The 15,942-nt window shown below is 34.5% G+C and carries 16 protein-coding genes; 10 read left to right on the top strand and 6 right to left on the bottom strand.

What is annotated here, in order from left to right:
- The first annotated feature begins 163 nt into the window (after positions 1-163).
- Positions 164-1,501 (top strand): aspartate aminotransferase family protein, encoded by a 1,338-nt coding sequence (locus JG553_RS10285; protein WP_000030057.1) that lies wholly within the window; start codon positions 164-166, stop codon positions 1,499-1,501.
- 80 nt (positions 1,502-1,581) lie between these two features.
- On the opposite strand, the gene JG553_RS10280 is transcribed toward JG553_RS10285, so the two are convergent.
- Positions 1,582-3,030, bottom strand: a complete 1,449-nt coding sequence (locus JG553_RS10280) for an APC family permease (protein WP_000534425.1) — start codon at positions 3,028-3,030, stop codon at positions 1,582-1,584.
- A 686-nt stretch (positions 3,031-3,716) separates the two neighbouring features.
- Here JG553_RS10280 and JG553_RS10275 point away from each other — a divergent pair.
- Together JG553_RS10275 and budA are read left to right on the top strand one after the other, a co-directional pair.
- Positions 3,717-4,676 (top strand): L-lactate dehydrogenase, encoded by a 960-nt coding sequence (locus tag JG553_RS10275; RefSeq protein ID WP_000846637.1) that lies wholly within the window; start codon positions 3,717-3,719, stop codon positions 4,674-4,676.
- 277 nt (positions 4,677-4,953) lie between these two features.
- Positions 4,954-5,658, top strand: coding sequence for an acetolactate decarboxylase (gene budA, locus JG553_RS10270; protein WP_000186117.1), 705 nt, complete (start codon positions 4,954-4,956; stop codon positions 5,656-5,658).
- A gap of 85 nt (positions 5,659-5,743) precedes the next feature.
- On the opposite strand, the gene JG553_RS10265 is transcribed toward budA, so the two are convergent.
- Entirely contained in the window at positions 5,744-6,604 is an 861-nt protein-coding gene (locus tag JG553_RS10265) for an oxidoreductase (RefSeq protein ID WP_000953565.1), read from the bottom strand.
- A gap of 72 nt (positions 6,605-6,676) precedes the next feature.
- On the opposite strand from JG553_RS10265, the gene panB reads away from it, so the two are divergent.
- From panB to panD, 3 genes are read left to right on the top strand one after another with little or no spacing between them, the layout of a single operon-like run.
- A complete protein-coding gene (gene panB / locus JG553_RS10260) occupies positions 6,677-7,495 on the top strand; it encodes a 3-methyl-2-oxobutanoate hydroxymethyltransferase (protein WP_000860047.1) in 819 nt (272 codons plus the stop codon).
- Positions 7,488-8,339, top strand: coding sequence for a pantoate--beta-alanine ligase (panC, locus tag JG553_RS10255; protein WP_000163734.1), 852 nt, complete (start codon positions 7,488-7,490; stop codon positions 8,337-8,339). The genes panB and panC overlap by 8 nt, the downstream gene beginning before the upstream one ends.
- Before the next feature lies 1 nt (position 8,340).
- Entirely contained in the window at positions 8,341-8,724 is a 384-nt protein-coding gene (gene panD, locus JG553_RS10250) for an aspartate 1-decarboxylase (protein WP_000621532.1), read from the top strand.
- Positions 8,725-8,852: 128 nt separating this feature from the next.
- Here the strand turns inward: panD and JG553_RS10245 are convergent, their stop codons facing one another.
- A complete protein-coding gene (locus JG553_RS10245; protein ID WP_001071591.1) occupies positions 8,853-10,535 on the bottom strand; it encodes a CocE/NonD family hydrolase in 1,683 nt (560 codons plus the stop codon).
- 56 nt (positions 10,536-10,591) lie between these two features.
- Here JG553_RS10245 and JG553_RS10240 point away from each other — a divergent pair, with 56 nt between their 5' ends.
- Positions 10,592-10,690: a hypothetical protein gene (locus tag JG553_RS10240; RefSeq protein ID WP_001790599.1), complete on the top strand. Its 99-nt coding sequence runs from the start codon at positions 10,592-10,594 to the stop codon at positions 10,688-10,690.
- Positions 10,668-11,255, top strand: coding sequence for a TetR/AcrR family transcriptional regulator (locus tag JG553_RS10235; protein ID WP_000151112.1), 588 nt, complete (start codon positions 10,668-10,670; stop codon positions 11,253-11,255). The genes JG553_RS10240 and JG553_RS10235 overlap by 23 nt, the downstream gene beginning before the upstream one ends.
- Positions 11,256-11,335: 80 nt before the next feature.
- Here JG553_RS10235 and JG553_RS10230 read toward each other — a convergent pair whose 3' ends face one another.
- Positions 11,336-11,785 carry a VOC family protein gene (locus tag JG553_RS10230; RefSeq protein ID WP_000125708.1) on the bottom strand — a complete coding sequence of 150 codons (450 nt, stop codon included), beginning with the start codon at positions 11,783-11,785 and terminating at the stop codon, positions 11,336-11,338.
- Between the two features lie 353 nt (positions 11,786-12,138).
- On the opposite strand from JG553_RS10230, the gene JG553_RS10225 reads away from it, so the two are divergent.
- The gene (locus JG553_RS10225; protein ID WP_000606210.1) at positions 12,139-12,861 is read left to right on the top strand and encodes an epoxyqueuosine reductase QueH; all 723 of its coding nucleotides are present in this window, start codon (positions 12,139-12,141) and stop codon (positions 12,859-12,861) included.
- A gap of 185 nt (positions 12,862-13,046) precedes the next feature.
- Here JG553_RS10225 and JG553_RS10220 read toward each other — a convergent pair whose 3' ends face one another.
- Positions 13,047-13,322, bottom strand: coding sequence for a hypothetical protein (locus JG553_RS10220; RefSeq protein WP_000159837.1), 276 nt, complete (start codon positions 13,320-13,322; stop codon positions 13,047-13,049).
- A gap of 154 nt (positions 13,323-13,476) precedes the next feature.
- A complete protein-coding gene (locus JG553_RS10215; protein ID WP_000277415.1) occupies positions 13,477-14,541 on the bottom strand; it encodes a quinone-dependent dihydroorotate dehydrogenase in 1,065 nt (354 codons plus the stop codon).
- A 217-nt stretch (positions 14,542-14,758) separates the two neighbouring features.
- Between JG553_RS10215 and JG553_RS10210 the strand changes: the two genes are divergently transcribed.
- The gene (locus JG553_RS10210) at positions 14,759-15,625 is read left to right on the top strand and encodes a fructosamine kinase family protein (RefSeq protein ID WP_001005511.1); all 867 of its coding nucleotides are present in this window, start codon (positions 14,759-14,761) and stop codon (positions 15,623-15,625) included.
- Positions 15,626-15,942 lie beyond the last annotated feature (317 nt).

The raw sequence follows: 15,942 nt of genomic DNA, 5'->3' as shown, positions 1-15,942 counted from the left end.
AATTATCAGAATATATTTACAAATCTGAATTTTATTAGTATATTGGATAGTATTCATAGAGGCATGACGGTATTTGAGCAGGATTTTAAATCGGATTTTATAATCGATTTAAGAGAGGCCACTTTGCTTGCACATTAATACTGTCAATGGGAGGGGAATGTATATGAGTAAAGCACATCAATTAATTCAAGAGGATGAACATTATTTTGCGAAATCAGGACGTATTAAATATTATCCGTTAGTGATTGATCATGGATATGGAGCAACATTGGTTGATATTGAGGGGAAGACATATATCGATTTGTTATCGAGTGCGAGTTCTCAAAACGTAGGTCATGCACCTAGAGAAGTAACAGAAGCGATAAAGGCACAAGTTGATAAATTTATTCATTATACACCAGCATATATGTATCATGAACCGTTGGTACGTTTAGCTAAGAAGCTTTGTGAGATTGCACCTGGAGATTTTGAAAAAAGAGTGACCTTCGGATTAACCGGATCAGACGCAAATGATGGCATCATTAAATTTGCCAGAGCATATACAGGGCGTCCTTATATCATTAGTTTCACTAATGCATATCATGGTTCAACTTTTGGCTCATTGTCTATGTCAGCTATTAGTTTAAATATGCGCAAACATTATGGTCCGTTATTGAATGGTTTTTATCATATTCCGTTTCCAGATAAATATCGTGGTATGTACGAGCAGCCACAAGCTAATTCAGTAGAAGAATATTTAGCACCCTTAAAAGAAATGTTTGCGAAGTATGTACCTGCTGACGAAGTAGCATGTATTGTTATTGAAACGATACAAGGCGATGGTGGACTTTTAGAACCAGTTCCAGGGTATTTTGAAGCGTTAGAAAAGATTTGTCGTGAACATGGTATTTTAATCGCTGTCGATGATATTCAACAAGGTTTTGGGAGAACAGGTACATGGAGTTCAGTCTCGCATTTTAATTTTACGCCTGATTTAATCACTTTCGGAAAATCCTTAGCAGGTGGTATGCCTATGTCAGCAATTGTTGGACGCAAAGAGATTATGAATTGTTTAGAAGCACCAGCACATTTATTTACAACAGGTGCTAATCCAGTTAGTTGTGAAGCTGCATTAGCCACAATTCAAATGATTGAAGATCAGTCGCTTCTTCAGGCTAGTGCGGAAAAAGGGGAATATGTTAGGAAACGAATGGATCAATGGGTATCTAAATACAATAGTGTAGGCGATGTTAGAGGTAAAGGTCTGAGCATTGGTATTGATATTGTTTCCGACAAAAAACTCAAAACACGTGATGCCAGTGCGGCACTTAAAATTTGTAATTACTGCTTTGAGCATGGCGTAGTTATTATAGCTGTAGCAGGAAATGTGTTGCGATTCCAACCGCCATTGGTAATAACATATGAGCAATTAGACACGGCGTTAAACACTATAGAAGATGCACTGACTGCTTTGGAAGCAGGTAACTTAGATCAATATGACATATCTGGACAAGGTTGGTAATAGCGATTATCTTAATATAAAATAAAAAATCATTTCCACATCTGGATGTTAATCAGATGGGAAATGATTTTTTTTATTTTTTATTTTGGTGGGTGGTATTCAGCTACGTCATTTTTCTTAGAATGTCTAAGTCCATAACTTAAATATAGGATGATACCAACAATAAACCAAATTAAAGTGTATAATTTCGCTTCGAATCCTAATCCCCAGAATACTAGCAATACTAAAACAAATGTAATTGCTGGTAACACAGGATATAAAGGTAATTTAAATGCAGGAATTGGTAGATCTTTACCTTCACGCTTTCTCAAACGATACATTGCTAATGAAACGAACATAAATGCAACAAGTGTACCTGCTGAAATTAATTGTGCTAAAAATGCGAATGGGAACATAGAACCAATTAAAACACCAATAATAGTAAGTATAACTAGTGCGCGATTAGGTAAATGTTTGTCGTTTAAGTGGCTTAACCATGAAGGTAATAAGCCGTCACGTCCAAATGAATAAAGTAAACGTGAGCCTGCTAACATCATACCAATTAATGCTGTAAACATACCGATAACAGAGATAGCTTGAACAATAGCTGCTACAACACCATGACCACTTTGACGTAAAGCCCAACCAACAGGTTCAGCATTGTTTGCGTATTGTGAGTAATGGAACATACCAACTAACACAAGTGCTACAGCAATAAATAATACGATAGCAACGCTTAAAGAACCAAGAATACCTCTAGGCATTGTCTTTTGAGGATCAAGTGCTTCTGCTGAGTTTGCTGCGATAGAATCGAAACCGATATACGCTAAGAAAATCATTGAAACACCAGCATATATGCCTTGCCATCCACCAAAGTCACCTGTAGCAGTTACTTTGTGTTCTGGAATAAATGGCACATAGTTACTAACATTTATTGCTGTTAAACCTACGATGACAAATAAAATAATAGCTAATACTTTTAAAATAACTAAAATATTTTCCATACGAGCTGCTTCCGACATACCACGTGATAGTAATAATGCAGTTAATAAAATAACGATAGCAGCAATAATATCGATAAAACCGCCATTTGTACCAAATGGATTTGATAATGCTGCAGGTAATTCGATGCCAATTGGTTTCACAAGTCCGCGTAAATTCGCTGAGAATCCTGATGCAACAAAGGCTACGGCGATAAAATATTCAGCTAATAGAGCCCAACCGGCAACCCATCCAAAAAATTCACCAAATAATACATTGACCCAAGAATAGGCTGAACCTGCAAATGGCATAGCGGCAGCCATTTCTGCATAAGTAAATGCAACTAAACCAGCAACAATAGCAGCGAGTAAGAATGATAACGCAACGGCCGGTCCTGCATGTTCTGCAGCAACAATGCCAGGTAGCGTAAAGATAGATGTCGATACAATTGTTCCTACACCTAAAGCTAAGAAATCACGCACCCGAAGTGTACGCTTTAAATGACCATCTTTATTTTGATAGATAGCCGGATCCTCTTTTCGTGCTATTTTATTGAAAAAACTTCCCATAAACTTTCCTCCCAAACATTCATAAACAATTCTATACGGTGTTTTTTAATATGTTATATCATAGCACAAATAATCAATATTTTGTCTAAAAATTCTGAAAAATCACAACTTTATGTTACGTATTAATGACTTGTCTTGATAACATCCATAGATTTTTTAAATGATAAAACTGATTATAACAGATATTAAATGAATAAGTACTATTTTTTGCTAATTTTCTAACAATTTTGCACATTATATTTTTAAAATCAATTTCATGTTTATGTCTGATTGGCTAGTTTGTATGAAATGTAATTCTTTGACTATAAAATGATGCATCAAATATGATGAGGGTAAGGCGGAAAATAGGAGGTTATATAGTAAGTCATTTAAGTCGAATAGCCATCCTTTTTAAAATGAAAAAAATAGAAAGCTCAATAGTTTGTTAAAGCCTTTAAATAGCGTCGTTACGCAATTTTAGAATGCTAAAAATTGTCACAAATTTCAAATTACGTGCTAAAGCTTGAGATATCAATATTTATTGGCGATAGAGTGTAATTTGACTCCGCTTACATCTCAGTTTTATGTTTGTAATTTGGTAGCATAATATTATAATAAAATAAAATTGTTAATCTTTAATTTCAGTATAGATATTTTTACGTGTAGTCACGTGTAAAATAAATTCAATTAGGTTAGGAGACATAATTATGAAAACATTTGGTAAAAAGGTTGTATTAATCGGAGATGGATCTGTAGGATCAAGCTATGCCTTTGCAATGGTTACGCAAGGTGTTGCTGATGAATTTGTAATTATTGACATTGCAAAAGACAAAGTAAAAGCAGATGTTCAAGATTTAAACCATGGTACAGTCCACAGTCCTTCACCAGTTGATGTGAAAGCAGGTGAATACGAAGACTGTAAAGATGCAGATTTAGTTGTTATTACAGCTGGTGCACCTCAAAAGCCAGGTGAAACACGTTTACAATTAGTTGAAAAAAATACTAAGATTATGAAGAGCATCGTTAAGAGTGTTATGGATAGTGGCTTTGATGGATATTTCTTAATCGCGGCAAACCCTGTAGACATTTTAACAAGATTTGTAAAAGAATATACTGGATTACCAGCAGAGCGTGTTATCGGTTCAGGTACTGTATTGGACAGTGCACGTTTACAATATTTAATTAGCCAAGAACTTGGTGTTGCACCTTCAAGTGTTGACGCTAGTATTATTGGCGAGCATGGTGATACTGAACTTGCAGTTTGGTCACAAGCAAATGTAGCAGGTATTTCAGTATATGACACATTAAAAGAACAAACTGGTAGCGAAGCTAAAGCGGAAGAAATTTATGTGAATACACGTGACGCTGCTTATGAAATTATCCAAGCTAAAGGGTCAACATACTATGGTATTGCATTAGCATTGATGCGCATTTCAAAAGCCATTTTAAATAATGAAAATAATGTCTTAAATGTTTCTATACAATTAGATGGTCAATATGGTGGTCACAAAGGCGTTTACCTAGGTGTACCAACATTAGTTAACCAACATGGCGCAGTTAAAATTTATGAAATGCCATTAAGTGCCGAAGAACAAGCGTTGTTCGATAAATCTGTTAAAACATTAGAAGATACATTTGATTCAATTAAATATTTATTAGAAGACTAAGCCTATTTTAAGTATTAATTAGAAATATATTAATGGTAAGAGGATCTATTAGTGTTGCAGTAACACGTGGCACTGATAGGTCCATTTTTTTAGCAAGCATTGATAGAGGCAATACTTTTGCGTAAAATAATAATTGAATAAAGTATTATGACTCGTGAAAATTTAGTGACATGAATAAAAATGTTGAGGCGTCATTGAGTATAAAGGAAAGTAGTTCTGCATTAATCACGAAGTAGAGCATGACAACGAGGAATAACTATAGGGAGATGGTTTTGGAATGACGAATGTCTTGTATCAACATGGTACATTAGGTACGTTAATGGCTGGCTTACTAGAAGGCACAGCTACAATTAATGAATTGTTAGAACATGGGAATTTAGGGATTGCAACGTTAACAGGGTCTGATGGCGAAGTAATATTTTTAGACGGAAAGGCATATCATGCTAACGAGCATAAAGAATTTATAGAATTAAAAGGCGATGAGAAAGTACCGTATGCATCGATTACTAATTTTAAAGCGAGTAAGACATTTCCATTGCAACAATTATCACAAGATGATGTATTTGCACAAATTAAAAATGAAATGTTAAGTGAGAATTTATTTTCGGCTGTTAAAATTTATGGCACATTTAAACATATGCATGTACGAATGATGCCTGCTCAGCAACCGCCATATACACGTTTGATTGATTCAGCACGCAGACAACCTGAGGAAAAAAGACAAGATATTCGTGGTGCCATTGTTGGATTTTTTACACCAGAATTATTTCATGGCGTAGGGTCTGCTGGTTTTCATATACATTTTGCGGATGATGAAAGAGCTTATGGTGGACATGTTCTTGACTTTGAAGTGGATGACGTTGTCGTTGAGATACAAAACTTTGAAACATTCCAACAACATTTCCCGGTAAATAACGAGACGTTTGTTAAAGCGAAAATAGACTATAAAGATGTGGCAGAAGAAATTAGAGAAGCTGAATAGTCTAATATAATTAAAAGACCTTAGCGATATTAGGAACAGGTGGTTCTAAATGCATCGTTAAGGTCTTTTTATATTATATATGTGCTTACATATTTTGTTGATACGCGCGTAAAAAGCTATAAATAGTATCAAGATATGGGGTGTCAAGAATGTGTTCACGTGCACGTCGATAAATAAAGCCTTGAATCGCTTCGACTTCAAGAGGTTGCTGATGCGCAATGTCGTAATACATGCTCGTTCCCATTTCGTCGGGATAACCTTGATATATAGTCATAATAGTATCGACAGTTTGTTCTGAAAAGTTTAACTCCTCTGCCTGTGCAACACGACAACCATCTAGTAATAGCTGTCTACACAGTGTACGTATTTCAGGATTATGCATGATTGCAACGGTCTGTCTACCGAGTGCTGTGATAGAATTAATGCCCAAGTTAACTAACAATTTATACCAAATAGCTTGTTGAATATTTGCTTCTAATACAATGTCGATTTGACTGTCTTGGACCAAATCTCTAAATTGTCGAGTTAATGCATTATCTTGTATACGTAATTGATAATCTCTGAAGTGCGTAACAACATCGCCTTTCTTTTGACCACTTATATAGACAACTGCTTGGCATACGTTTTTAAATGAAATATGTTCGAGTTGACCATAACCATTTTGGGCTAAAATGATGAGCGTGTCCTCATGTGCAAGATGAGTTAAATGAGGAATAACTGCATCAAGTTGATGTGTTTTGACTGCAATAATAATAACATCAAATGTGTTTGTGACATCTTCATAACCTTTCACAACAATATCTTGTGCAGGTGCATGTGGTACAGTATAATATGTTATTGTTTTGGCGTGTCTCCCGATAAGCGTTGTATGAGGCAATGATTGTTGTAATTCATAGGCAATAGTTGTACCGACAGCGCCTGGGCCGATAATCGCAACTGATAACATCTTCTTCTTTCCTTTCTATAAAAGATTCATTATACTATTTCTAATAATACTGCAAAAAGAGGTTGAATAACATTGAAAACAGTAAGTCAATTAATAGATATGAAACAAAAGCAAACTAAAATTTCTATGGTAACAGCTTATGATTTTCCAAGTGCTAAACAAGTGGAAGCAGCGGGTATTGATATGATTCTTGTTGGGGATTCACTTGGTATGACTGTATTAGGTTATGAAAGTACCGTACAAGTGACGTTAGCAGATATGATTCATCACGGTCGTGCAGTAAGAAGAGGCGCACCAAATACATTTGTAGTTGTTGATATGCCGATTGGTGCAGTAGGCATCTCTATGACACAAGACTTAAATCATGCTCTAAAGCTTTATCAGGAGACGAATGCAAATGCAATTAAAGCAGAAGGAGCGCATATTACACCATTTATTGAAAAAGCAACGGCAATTGGTATTCCTGTTGTTGCACATTTAGGATTAACACCTCAAAGTGTTGGCGTTATGGGGTATAAATTACAAGGTGCAACGAAAGAAGCAGCGGAGCAACTTATTTTAGACGCGAAAAATGTAGAACAAGCTGGTGCAGTTGCGTTAGTACTTGAAGCAATTCCAAATGATTTAGCAGAAGAAATTAGCAAGCACTTAACAATTCCAGTCATTGGTATTGGTGCAGGAAAAGGTACAGATGGTCAAGTATTGGTTTATCACGATATGTTAAATTATGGTGTTGAACATAAAGCGAAATTTGTGAAGCAATTTGCTGATTTTAGTGTTGGTGTGGATGGTTTAAAACAATACGATCAAGAAGTTAAATCTGGTGCATTTCCATCAGAAGAATATACGTATAAAAAGAAAATTATGAATGAGGTTAATAACAATGACTAAGCTGATTACTACGGTAAAAGAGATGCAACACATTGTTAAAGCAGCCAAACGCTCAGGCACAACGATTGGTTTTATCCCAACAATGGGTGCCTTACATGATGGACATTTAACGATGGTACGCGAATCAGTTAGTACAAATGATATTACAATTGTGAGTGTATTTGTTAATCCATTACAATTTGGTCCAAACGAAGATTTCGATGCTTATCCGAGACAAATTGATAAAGATTTAGAATTAGTATCAGAAGTAGGAGCGGACATTGTTTTTCATCCTGCAGTAGAAGATATGTATCCAGGTGAATTAGGTATTGATGTCAAAGTAGGCCCATTAGCTGATGTGTTAGAAGGAGCGAAGCGTCCAGGGCATTTTGATGGGGTGGTAACAGTAGTTAATAAGCTATTTAATATTGTTATGCCGGATTATGCTTATTTTGGTAAAAAAGATGCCCAGCAATTGGCTATTGTCGAGCAAATGGTAAAAGACTTCAATCATGCCGTTGAAATTATTGGTATTGATATCGTTCGAGAAGCAGATGGTTTGGCGAAAAGTTCAAGAAATGTTTATTTAACGGAGCAAGAACGACAAGAAGCGGTACATTTAAGTAAAAGTTTGCTATTAGCACAAGCGTTGTATCAAGACGGTGAACGTCAAAGTAAAGTAATTATAGACAGGGTTACTGAATATCTTGAATCACATATAAGTGAACGCATTGAAGAAGTTGCTGTTTATAGTTATCCTCAATTAGTAGAACAACACGAAATAACTGGACGCATATTTATCTCGTTAGCTGTTAAATTTTCAAAAGCGCGTTTAATAGATAATATAATAATTGGAGCTGAATAAAGTGATAAGAACAATGATGAATGCTAAAATTCATAGAGCAAGAGTGACTGAGTCAAATTTAAATTATGTAGGTAGCATTACGATTGATTCAGATATATTGGAAGCGGTAGACATCTTGCCAAATGAAAAAGTAGCCATCGTGAATAATAATAATGGTGCACGTTTTGAAACATACGTAATAGCTGGTGAAAGAGGTAGTGGTAAAATTTGTTTAAACGGTGCAGCGTCAAGACTTGTTGAAGTAGGCGATGTAGTCATAATCATGACTTATGCACAGTTGAATGAAGAAGAAATTAAAAACCATGCACCTAAAGTAGCAGTAATGAATGAAGATAATGTCATTATTGAAATGATTCATGAAAAAGAAAATACGATAGTGTTATAAAATTAAATAGCCATCAATAATAAAAAGGGCCACACCTTGGTTTAAGATTCCAAGCGTGTGGCTTTCTCTTGTTATACAGTCCTATCACTATGTCACTTTTAATCAAAAGCGACCGTAATTGCTGCATATCAATTAACGATAGGAATGATTAATTGTGAATCATATTTACCACCAGTATAAATCATGTGCATGCCTTTATTTACGGTTTCTTCATGTTCATAACGTGTTTTCATGCCAGGAGTACTATTACCAATTACAATTTCACTACCCTTTACAACAACTTCCAATGTTTCGCCTTGTTTAAATAGCGTGCCTGAAGGTAACAATTCGATTTCAACAGGTACAATCTCATCTTGTGACAACTTTAATTCTGTTTCATGTTTATGCCAAGGTTGCGCGATTGAGGATTTTTCTTGATCTAATTCACGATGTGATACGCGTAACCAACCAGTAGCTACTTGACCATTTTCAATATGATTAAAATCAGGGAAGTTAACTTCATTACCACGACGATCTAACTTTTTAATACCTGCAAATAAATCCATATCATCTGAGTCTTTAGTGCTTACCCATAGTTTTAAGTTCATGTTTCCAACTAACTCAGTATCTTTGTCAAACGTATATTTAAAACTTACATCTTGTTGTTTATCTTCAGAGTCATATTGTGCGACATGCGCGCTACTAATCTTTGCATGATTCAATGTGTGATTTTCAGCATTCAAATACAATGGTGTATATTCTGCGTTAGGTAAAGGGAACGCTGACGCTGATTTGAATTCGCCTTTATAAAATTGATCTCTAACTTCATAAATGACATGAGGCGTATCTTTCCAATCGTTATTTTCTTCTTTAAGGTAAAAATCAAAGAATGATTTTTGGCGTTCGAGATTTTCTCTAGCGTAGTAACTTTCCCACTCTTTACGTCCATGCACATATAGCCATTTTTCTTCAGATGCAGCTTGTTTAAATCCTTCAAAAGAGCCACGGTTGTGCAAACCTTGTGTAGACCAACTAGCACATGTTAGTAGAGGTGTTTTAATTTGTGATAATGGCACTTGACGCTGTTTCCAAAAATCATCGAACAGAGGATGTTCTTGTTGTGCTTGAATCAAATCTTCGATATTTGGATTATCTGTCCATCTCGCAAAAATACCTTGAGTCCAGAAACGATAAAAGCCAGTATCTGGTATACCTCCGTGAAAGGCTACTTCTCTATACATATCATTTAAGCCTTCCCAAGGAATCATTGCTTTTAAATGTGGTGGATTTAATGATGCGACCCACCATTGAGTCACCGCAAGATAAGAAACACCATTTGTCCCGATATTTCCATTACTCCATGACTGATTTGCTGCCCATTCAATCACTTCGTAATAATCTTCCGCTTCTCTTTTTGACCATGGAGATAAGACGCCTTTGGATTTGTCACTACCGCGTAATGCAACTTTAACTACAACATAATCATTTGGCACCCAAAATCCTGGGTCTGGTGATTCTTCAGGTGTAAAACTAGATGTCGGAATGGTACCTAATGTTGGCCAAAGGGCACCCATATTTGTGATTTTAGGCTTATTATCTTTACCGTAAGTATCTGCAGACATAACTACAGGGAATTTGCCATCTTTATTTGGTCTGAAAATATTAATATATAATTTTTCGCCATCGCGCATTTCCACAGTGACATCTTTTTCCATAATCATTTCTTGATTTCCATATTGAACACTGTCGACAACGATGTGGTTAATACCGGCTTTAACTTCATTGACATGAGTTACAGTTAATTTTGGATTTCCTAGTAAATGTTGGTTCATTGTTATCACCTTTTTCTGTTTGTTTGTATCACCTATATTAAACAGGTAAACATTGTGTGCCAATCATCAATGTTGGAGATTTGTGGGATAATGAACATAACGTTTATAATCATTGGGGAGGACTTGATATAAATGACTATAGATCGACGTATTAGAAAATCACAAGTTGCAATGAGAAATGCATTTATTGAACTTTTACATCAACACCAATTAGAAGAGATTACTGTGCAACAAATTGCAGATTTAGCTGATGTTAACCGTAGTACATTTTATACGCATTATTATGATAAGTATGATTTGCTTGAAAAATTAGAGGACCAGCAGTTGGAGGAAATAAGAGACTTCATTCATGATGAGAAGTTAAATGGAGCAGTTAAGTTATCCACGGATAACATACATCAAATTATGACCGTTTTAATAGAAATGATAGAAAAAGACATCGCATTTTATCAATTGATGTTTCGTATGGGTAAAGATTCAAATATCCACGAAAAACTTTATGATTTAATTATGTGTCATTTACAACGTTATAAAAATGAAAATGATCAAATTAATGGTATACCATTTTCTTATTTCATGAGTTATGTTTCAGGTGCGGGATTGTCTTTTATAAGACATTGGGTAGAAGATCCAAACCGTATAGACAAAGTTGACTTAATAAGGCATTTTAATACGATTGTCAATCAAGGGCCAGCAACGATAATTAAAAATATACAATAAAATAAGGCAAGCCATGAATCGAGAGTGGCTTGCCTTGCTAAATAACATAAGCTTATTAAATGATATCTTTATCAATAACATTATTGTTGGATTGCAGTATAGTCTTGACCATGTAACATCCAACGAACACCGTATTTATCGGTAAAGACGCCCATTTTGCCACCCCAGAATTGGTCAGCAAACGGTAATTCTATTTCAATTGAAGAATGATCTTTAATTTGCTCATAGAATGCTTCAACTTTATCAGCATCTTCCTTATTGTTAACATCATAATCAATTAATAATGATATGCCATTATTAATTTTGTCAGCGCGACCAAAAGAATCAGAACATAACACTTTTACGCCAAGCACTTCAAATTCAGCATGCATAGTTGCTTCTTGCGCTTCTTCCTTAGTCATACCAAAATGTGACGCTTGTTCTTCGCCAACTTCTAAACGTTTAACGTCAGTTGCACCAAATACTTCTTCGTAATATGCAAGGGCTTCTTTTGAATTTTCAAAAGCGATATAAGGGAATAATGCTGTCATGTAAAACACCTCAATGTATTATTTTTATTACTAACACCATGTTACATTAAAAAATGGCAAAAGTATAACTTTTACGATGAATTGAAGTCAATCTTTTGTAAAATACACGATAAATTATAAGATGAAATTGATTTAAATGAAGTAAACATATATATGACATACAAAAAATGAAAATGACACAGAGACGTATGTGTTGTTTAGTGTTTTAAAATTCAAGTTTAAAAAATGCTTTTAGATACATAAGGGATTTTCGAAATATAAATGCATTAAAATGAATTTCTAACTTTTTTGACTGACATTTAATATGAATCATATATAATAGAAGTTAATGATTAAATGTGGGAGGTTAAATCATGATTAATGCTGAACCTATTATCAGTAAAATGAAAAATCAAAAAATTAATTATGACAAGGTGTTGAAGAAATTAATCGGGCAGTGGGAAAGAGAAGCAATCAGACCTAAAATCTTATTGCATAGTTGTTGTGCACCTTGTAGTACATATACATTAGAGTTTTTAACACAATATGCAGACATTGCAATTTATTTCGCGAATTCAAATATTCATCCGAAAAATGAGTACTTACGACGTGCTAAAGTGCAAGAACAATTTGTGGAAGATTTTAATCGCAAGACTGGTGCGAATGTGAAGTATATTGAAGCACCTTATGAACCGCATAAGTTTGTGAAAATGGTGAAGGATAAAGAATTAGCTGATGAAAAAGAAGGCGGCTTACGTTGTACCGCTTGTTTTGAAATGCGTTTGGATATTGTAGCGAAAGCAGCTGTAGAACATGGCTATGATTATTTTGGCAGTGCAATCACATTATCACCTAAAAAGAACGCACAATTAATCAATGAACTTGGTATGGATGTCCAAAAAATATACGATGTGAACTATTTGCCAAGTGATTTTAAGAAAAGTAAAGGTTATGAGCGTTCCATAGAAATGTGTAATGACTATAATATCTTTAGGCAGTGTTATTGTGGATGTGTCTTTGCAGCGATGCAACAAGGTATTGATTTTAAAACAGTTAATAAAGAAGCGAAAGCATTTTTAGAACAATATCCAGATTAATCATTGGAAATGAGATAAAAGGCAAGAACGTATACATGCCATATCCCATTAAAAATTATCAAATAGAAACCCGAGATTTTAGTGAAATGAATCATACTAAAATCTCGGGTTATTTATATAATCGTAAATATTGTAGATATAATGAATAACTGGATCCTGAGACATAAAACAATGTCTCACTCTAATTACATCATTTTATGAACAAATCTTATAATTGCTAAAATGACAATGACAAGTGTTGAAATAAGTGAAAACACTTTAAACTTTTTATAGTCATTTTTCGTTTCATTTTCTCCTGTTTTCATCATTTCACGTAGCTCTTGCTCGATTTCTAAATCAAGATCTGTTTTACGATAACCATTCAAACCTTGACGTTCATCTTCTTCAGGTTGATTTTGTTGCTGTGTGTCTTTGTTGTCAGAAGTCGCTACTGTTTTTTTATTATCTGTTTCTTTAGTCATAACAAACGCCTCCGTTATAAAACGCTATATTTAATGATATGTGATATTTAAGCCATTATTTTGAAAAATGGTGATAAATATATCTTCTTGAGTTATATCATAATTTTAATAAGACGATTCAGCAAGTTTTAAAGTATTATTTGACTATGTTGGATTAGGCATCTAGTCCTATAATATCACTGACATTGTCAAAATGATGATCTTTTAAGTAACGTGCGATGCCTTTGTTCATTTTCTTAGTTAAACCTGGGCCTTCAATAACAAGTGATGAATAAATTTGAATAAGTGACGCACCGTGACGCATCATTTTGATTGCATCTTCAGTACTGAATACGCCGCCTGTACCTATAATTAAAAATTCACCATTTGTTTGCTGATAAGCATACTTAATCAATTTTAAATTACGTTCAAATAATGGACGACCACTCAAACCGCCTTCTTCGACTTTATTAGCAGAAGTTAAACCATCTCGTTGTCGCGTTGTGTTTGCTAAGATGATACCGTCAAATGTCTCAGTAATCGCTGGTAATAGTGCTTTTAAGCCATCGAAATCCATATCAGACGTTAGTTTTAAATAAATTGGCACTGTTACATCATGTTGTTTTTTAAATGCTGTTAAAGCTTGGCATAACATTGAAAATTCATCTTTATCATGGAAGTTTTGAAGATTTTCAGTATTTGGAGAACTGATGTTGACTGTGAAAAATGAAACGTCGTGTTTAAACGTATCAATAACCTTTATATAATCTTGATAACGCGCTTCATAAGGTGTCATTTTATTCACACCAACATTGATACCAACAGGTACTTGATAAGCATTTTTACGCAAATGACTTAGTGCTTTGTTCATACCAATATTATTGAAGCCCATTCGATTTATCAAGGCGTCATCTTCTAATAATCTAAACATGCGTGGTTGAGGGTTACCCGGTTGAGGTTTAGGTGTGATACCACCTAATTCTAAAGCACCGAATCCAAGGTGTTCCAATGCTTTTGGTACTTCGCAAGATTTGTCGAAACCAGCTGCTAAGCCAATTGGATTGTCGTACGTATTACCTTGTATCGTTTGTGATAACGTTGGATTCTTATAAGTAAATAGTTTATCGACGACTGGGAATAAAACCGGAAACTTTTGTAACGTTTTTAATGCATCGATAGTTAGTCCGTGTGCTTTTTCGGGTTCGATTTTGAATAAGAAAGGTTTAATTAATTTGTACATGAGTATGCTCCTATTTCATTATATTTGAGGCTTACTATCCTCAACTTAATATATGTGAAATATATTCTTTTAATAGACTAGCATTTCCATACATAATTTCCTAGTTAAAACTAAAAAGTTTTGAAAATTGACGCAAGTTTGAATAACGTTTTTAAGATTAAATCATCCTAATTAGGCAATATTATAGTATAAAGTAAGTAGATTGGAAGGTGTTTGTATGAATGAACAATGGTTAGAGCATTTACCTTTAAAAGATATTAAAGAGATTTCACCAGTGAGTGGTGGTGATGTAAACGAAGCATATCGAGTCGAAACAGATACGGATACATTTTTCTTACTTGTCCAACGTGGACGTAAAGAATCATTTTATGCTGCAGAAATTGCAGGTTTAAATGAATTTGAACGTGCAGGTATCACGGCACCTAGAGTAATTGCAAGTGGCGAGGTTAACGGTGATGCGTATTTAGTGATGACGTATTTAGAAGAAGGGGCTTCAGGGAGTCAACGCCAATTAGGGCAACTCGTAGCTCAATTACACAGTCAGCAACAAGAAGAAGGCAAATTTGGCTTCTCATTACCTTATGAAGGTGGCGATATTTCTTTTGATAATCATTGGCAAGACGATTGGTGTACCATTTTTGTCGACAAACGCTTGGACCATTTGAAAGATGAGTTGCTAAATAGAGGGCTATGGGATGCCAACGATATCAAAGTATATGACAAAGTGCGACGTCAAATTGTGGCGGAATTAGAAAAGCATCAAAGTAAACCGTCTTTATTACATGGTGACCTATGGGGTGGTAATTATATGTTCTTACAAGATGGTCGTCCGGCGTTATTTGATCCAGCGCCATTATATGGTGACAGAGAATTCGATATCGGTATTACAACGGTATTTGGTGGTTTTACGAGCGAATTTTATGATGCGTATAATAAACATTATCCACTCGCAAAAGGTGCATCCTATAGACTTGAATTTTATCGTTTATATTTATTGATGGTCCATTTATTGAAATTTGGTGAGATGTACCGTGATAGTGTTGCGCATTCTATGGATAAGATTTTACAAGATACAACAAGTTAGTTAAGACGTTAGATTGAGATAAATAGATAATATGCACAGATATTTTTACAATGAGAAGCGATACAGCTGCCTCAATAAAAATATTTGTGCGTTTTTATTGTTGGAAAATAAAATTTTAATCGCTATTGTTAATTTCTGTAATGTAAAACAAGGTTGAGTTACAATAAAAGTGATTTTATAACTTTTTGTTCAATAAAATTCTAGGAATGATACATATTTATTGATACAATAATTTTGAATATAATCATAAAACAATATTTAAGTATAATTGAATGTTTGAATATCATATATTGATACAGTTTCTAATAATTTTAAAA

Source organism: Staphylococcus sp. T93 (assembly GCF_016743875.1).
In the GTDB taxonomy this organism is placed as follows: domain Bacteria; phylum Bacillota; class Bacilli; order Staphylococcales; family Staphylococcaceae; genus Staphylococcus; species Staphylococcus aureus.
The sequence above is the reverse complement of the archived record's forward strand: the minus strand, read 5'-3'. Positions and strand labels throughout refer to the sequence as shown.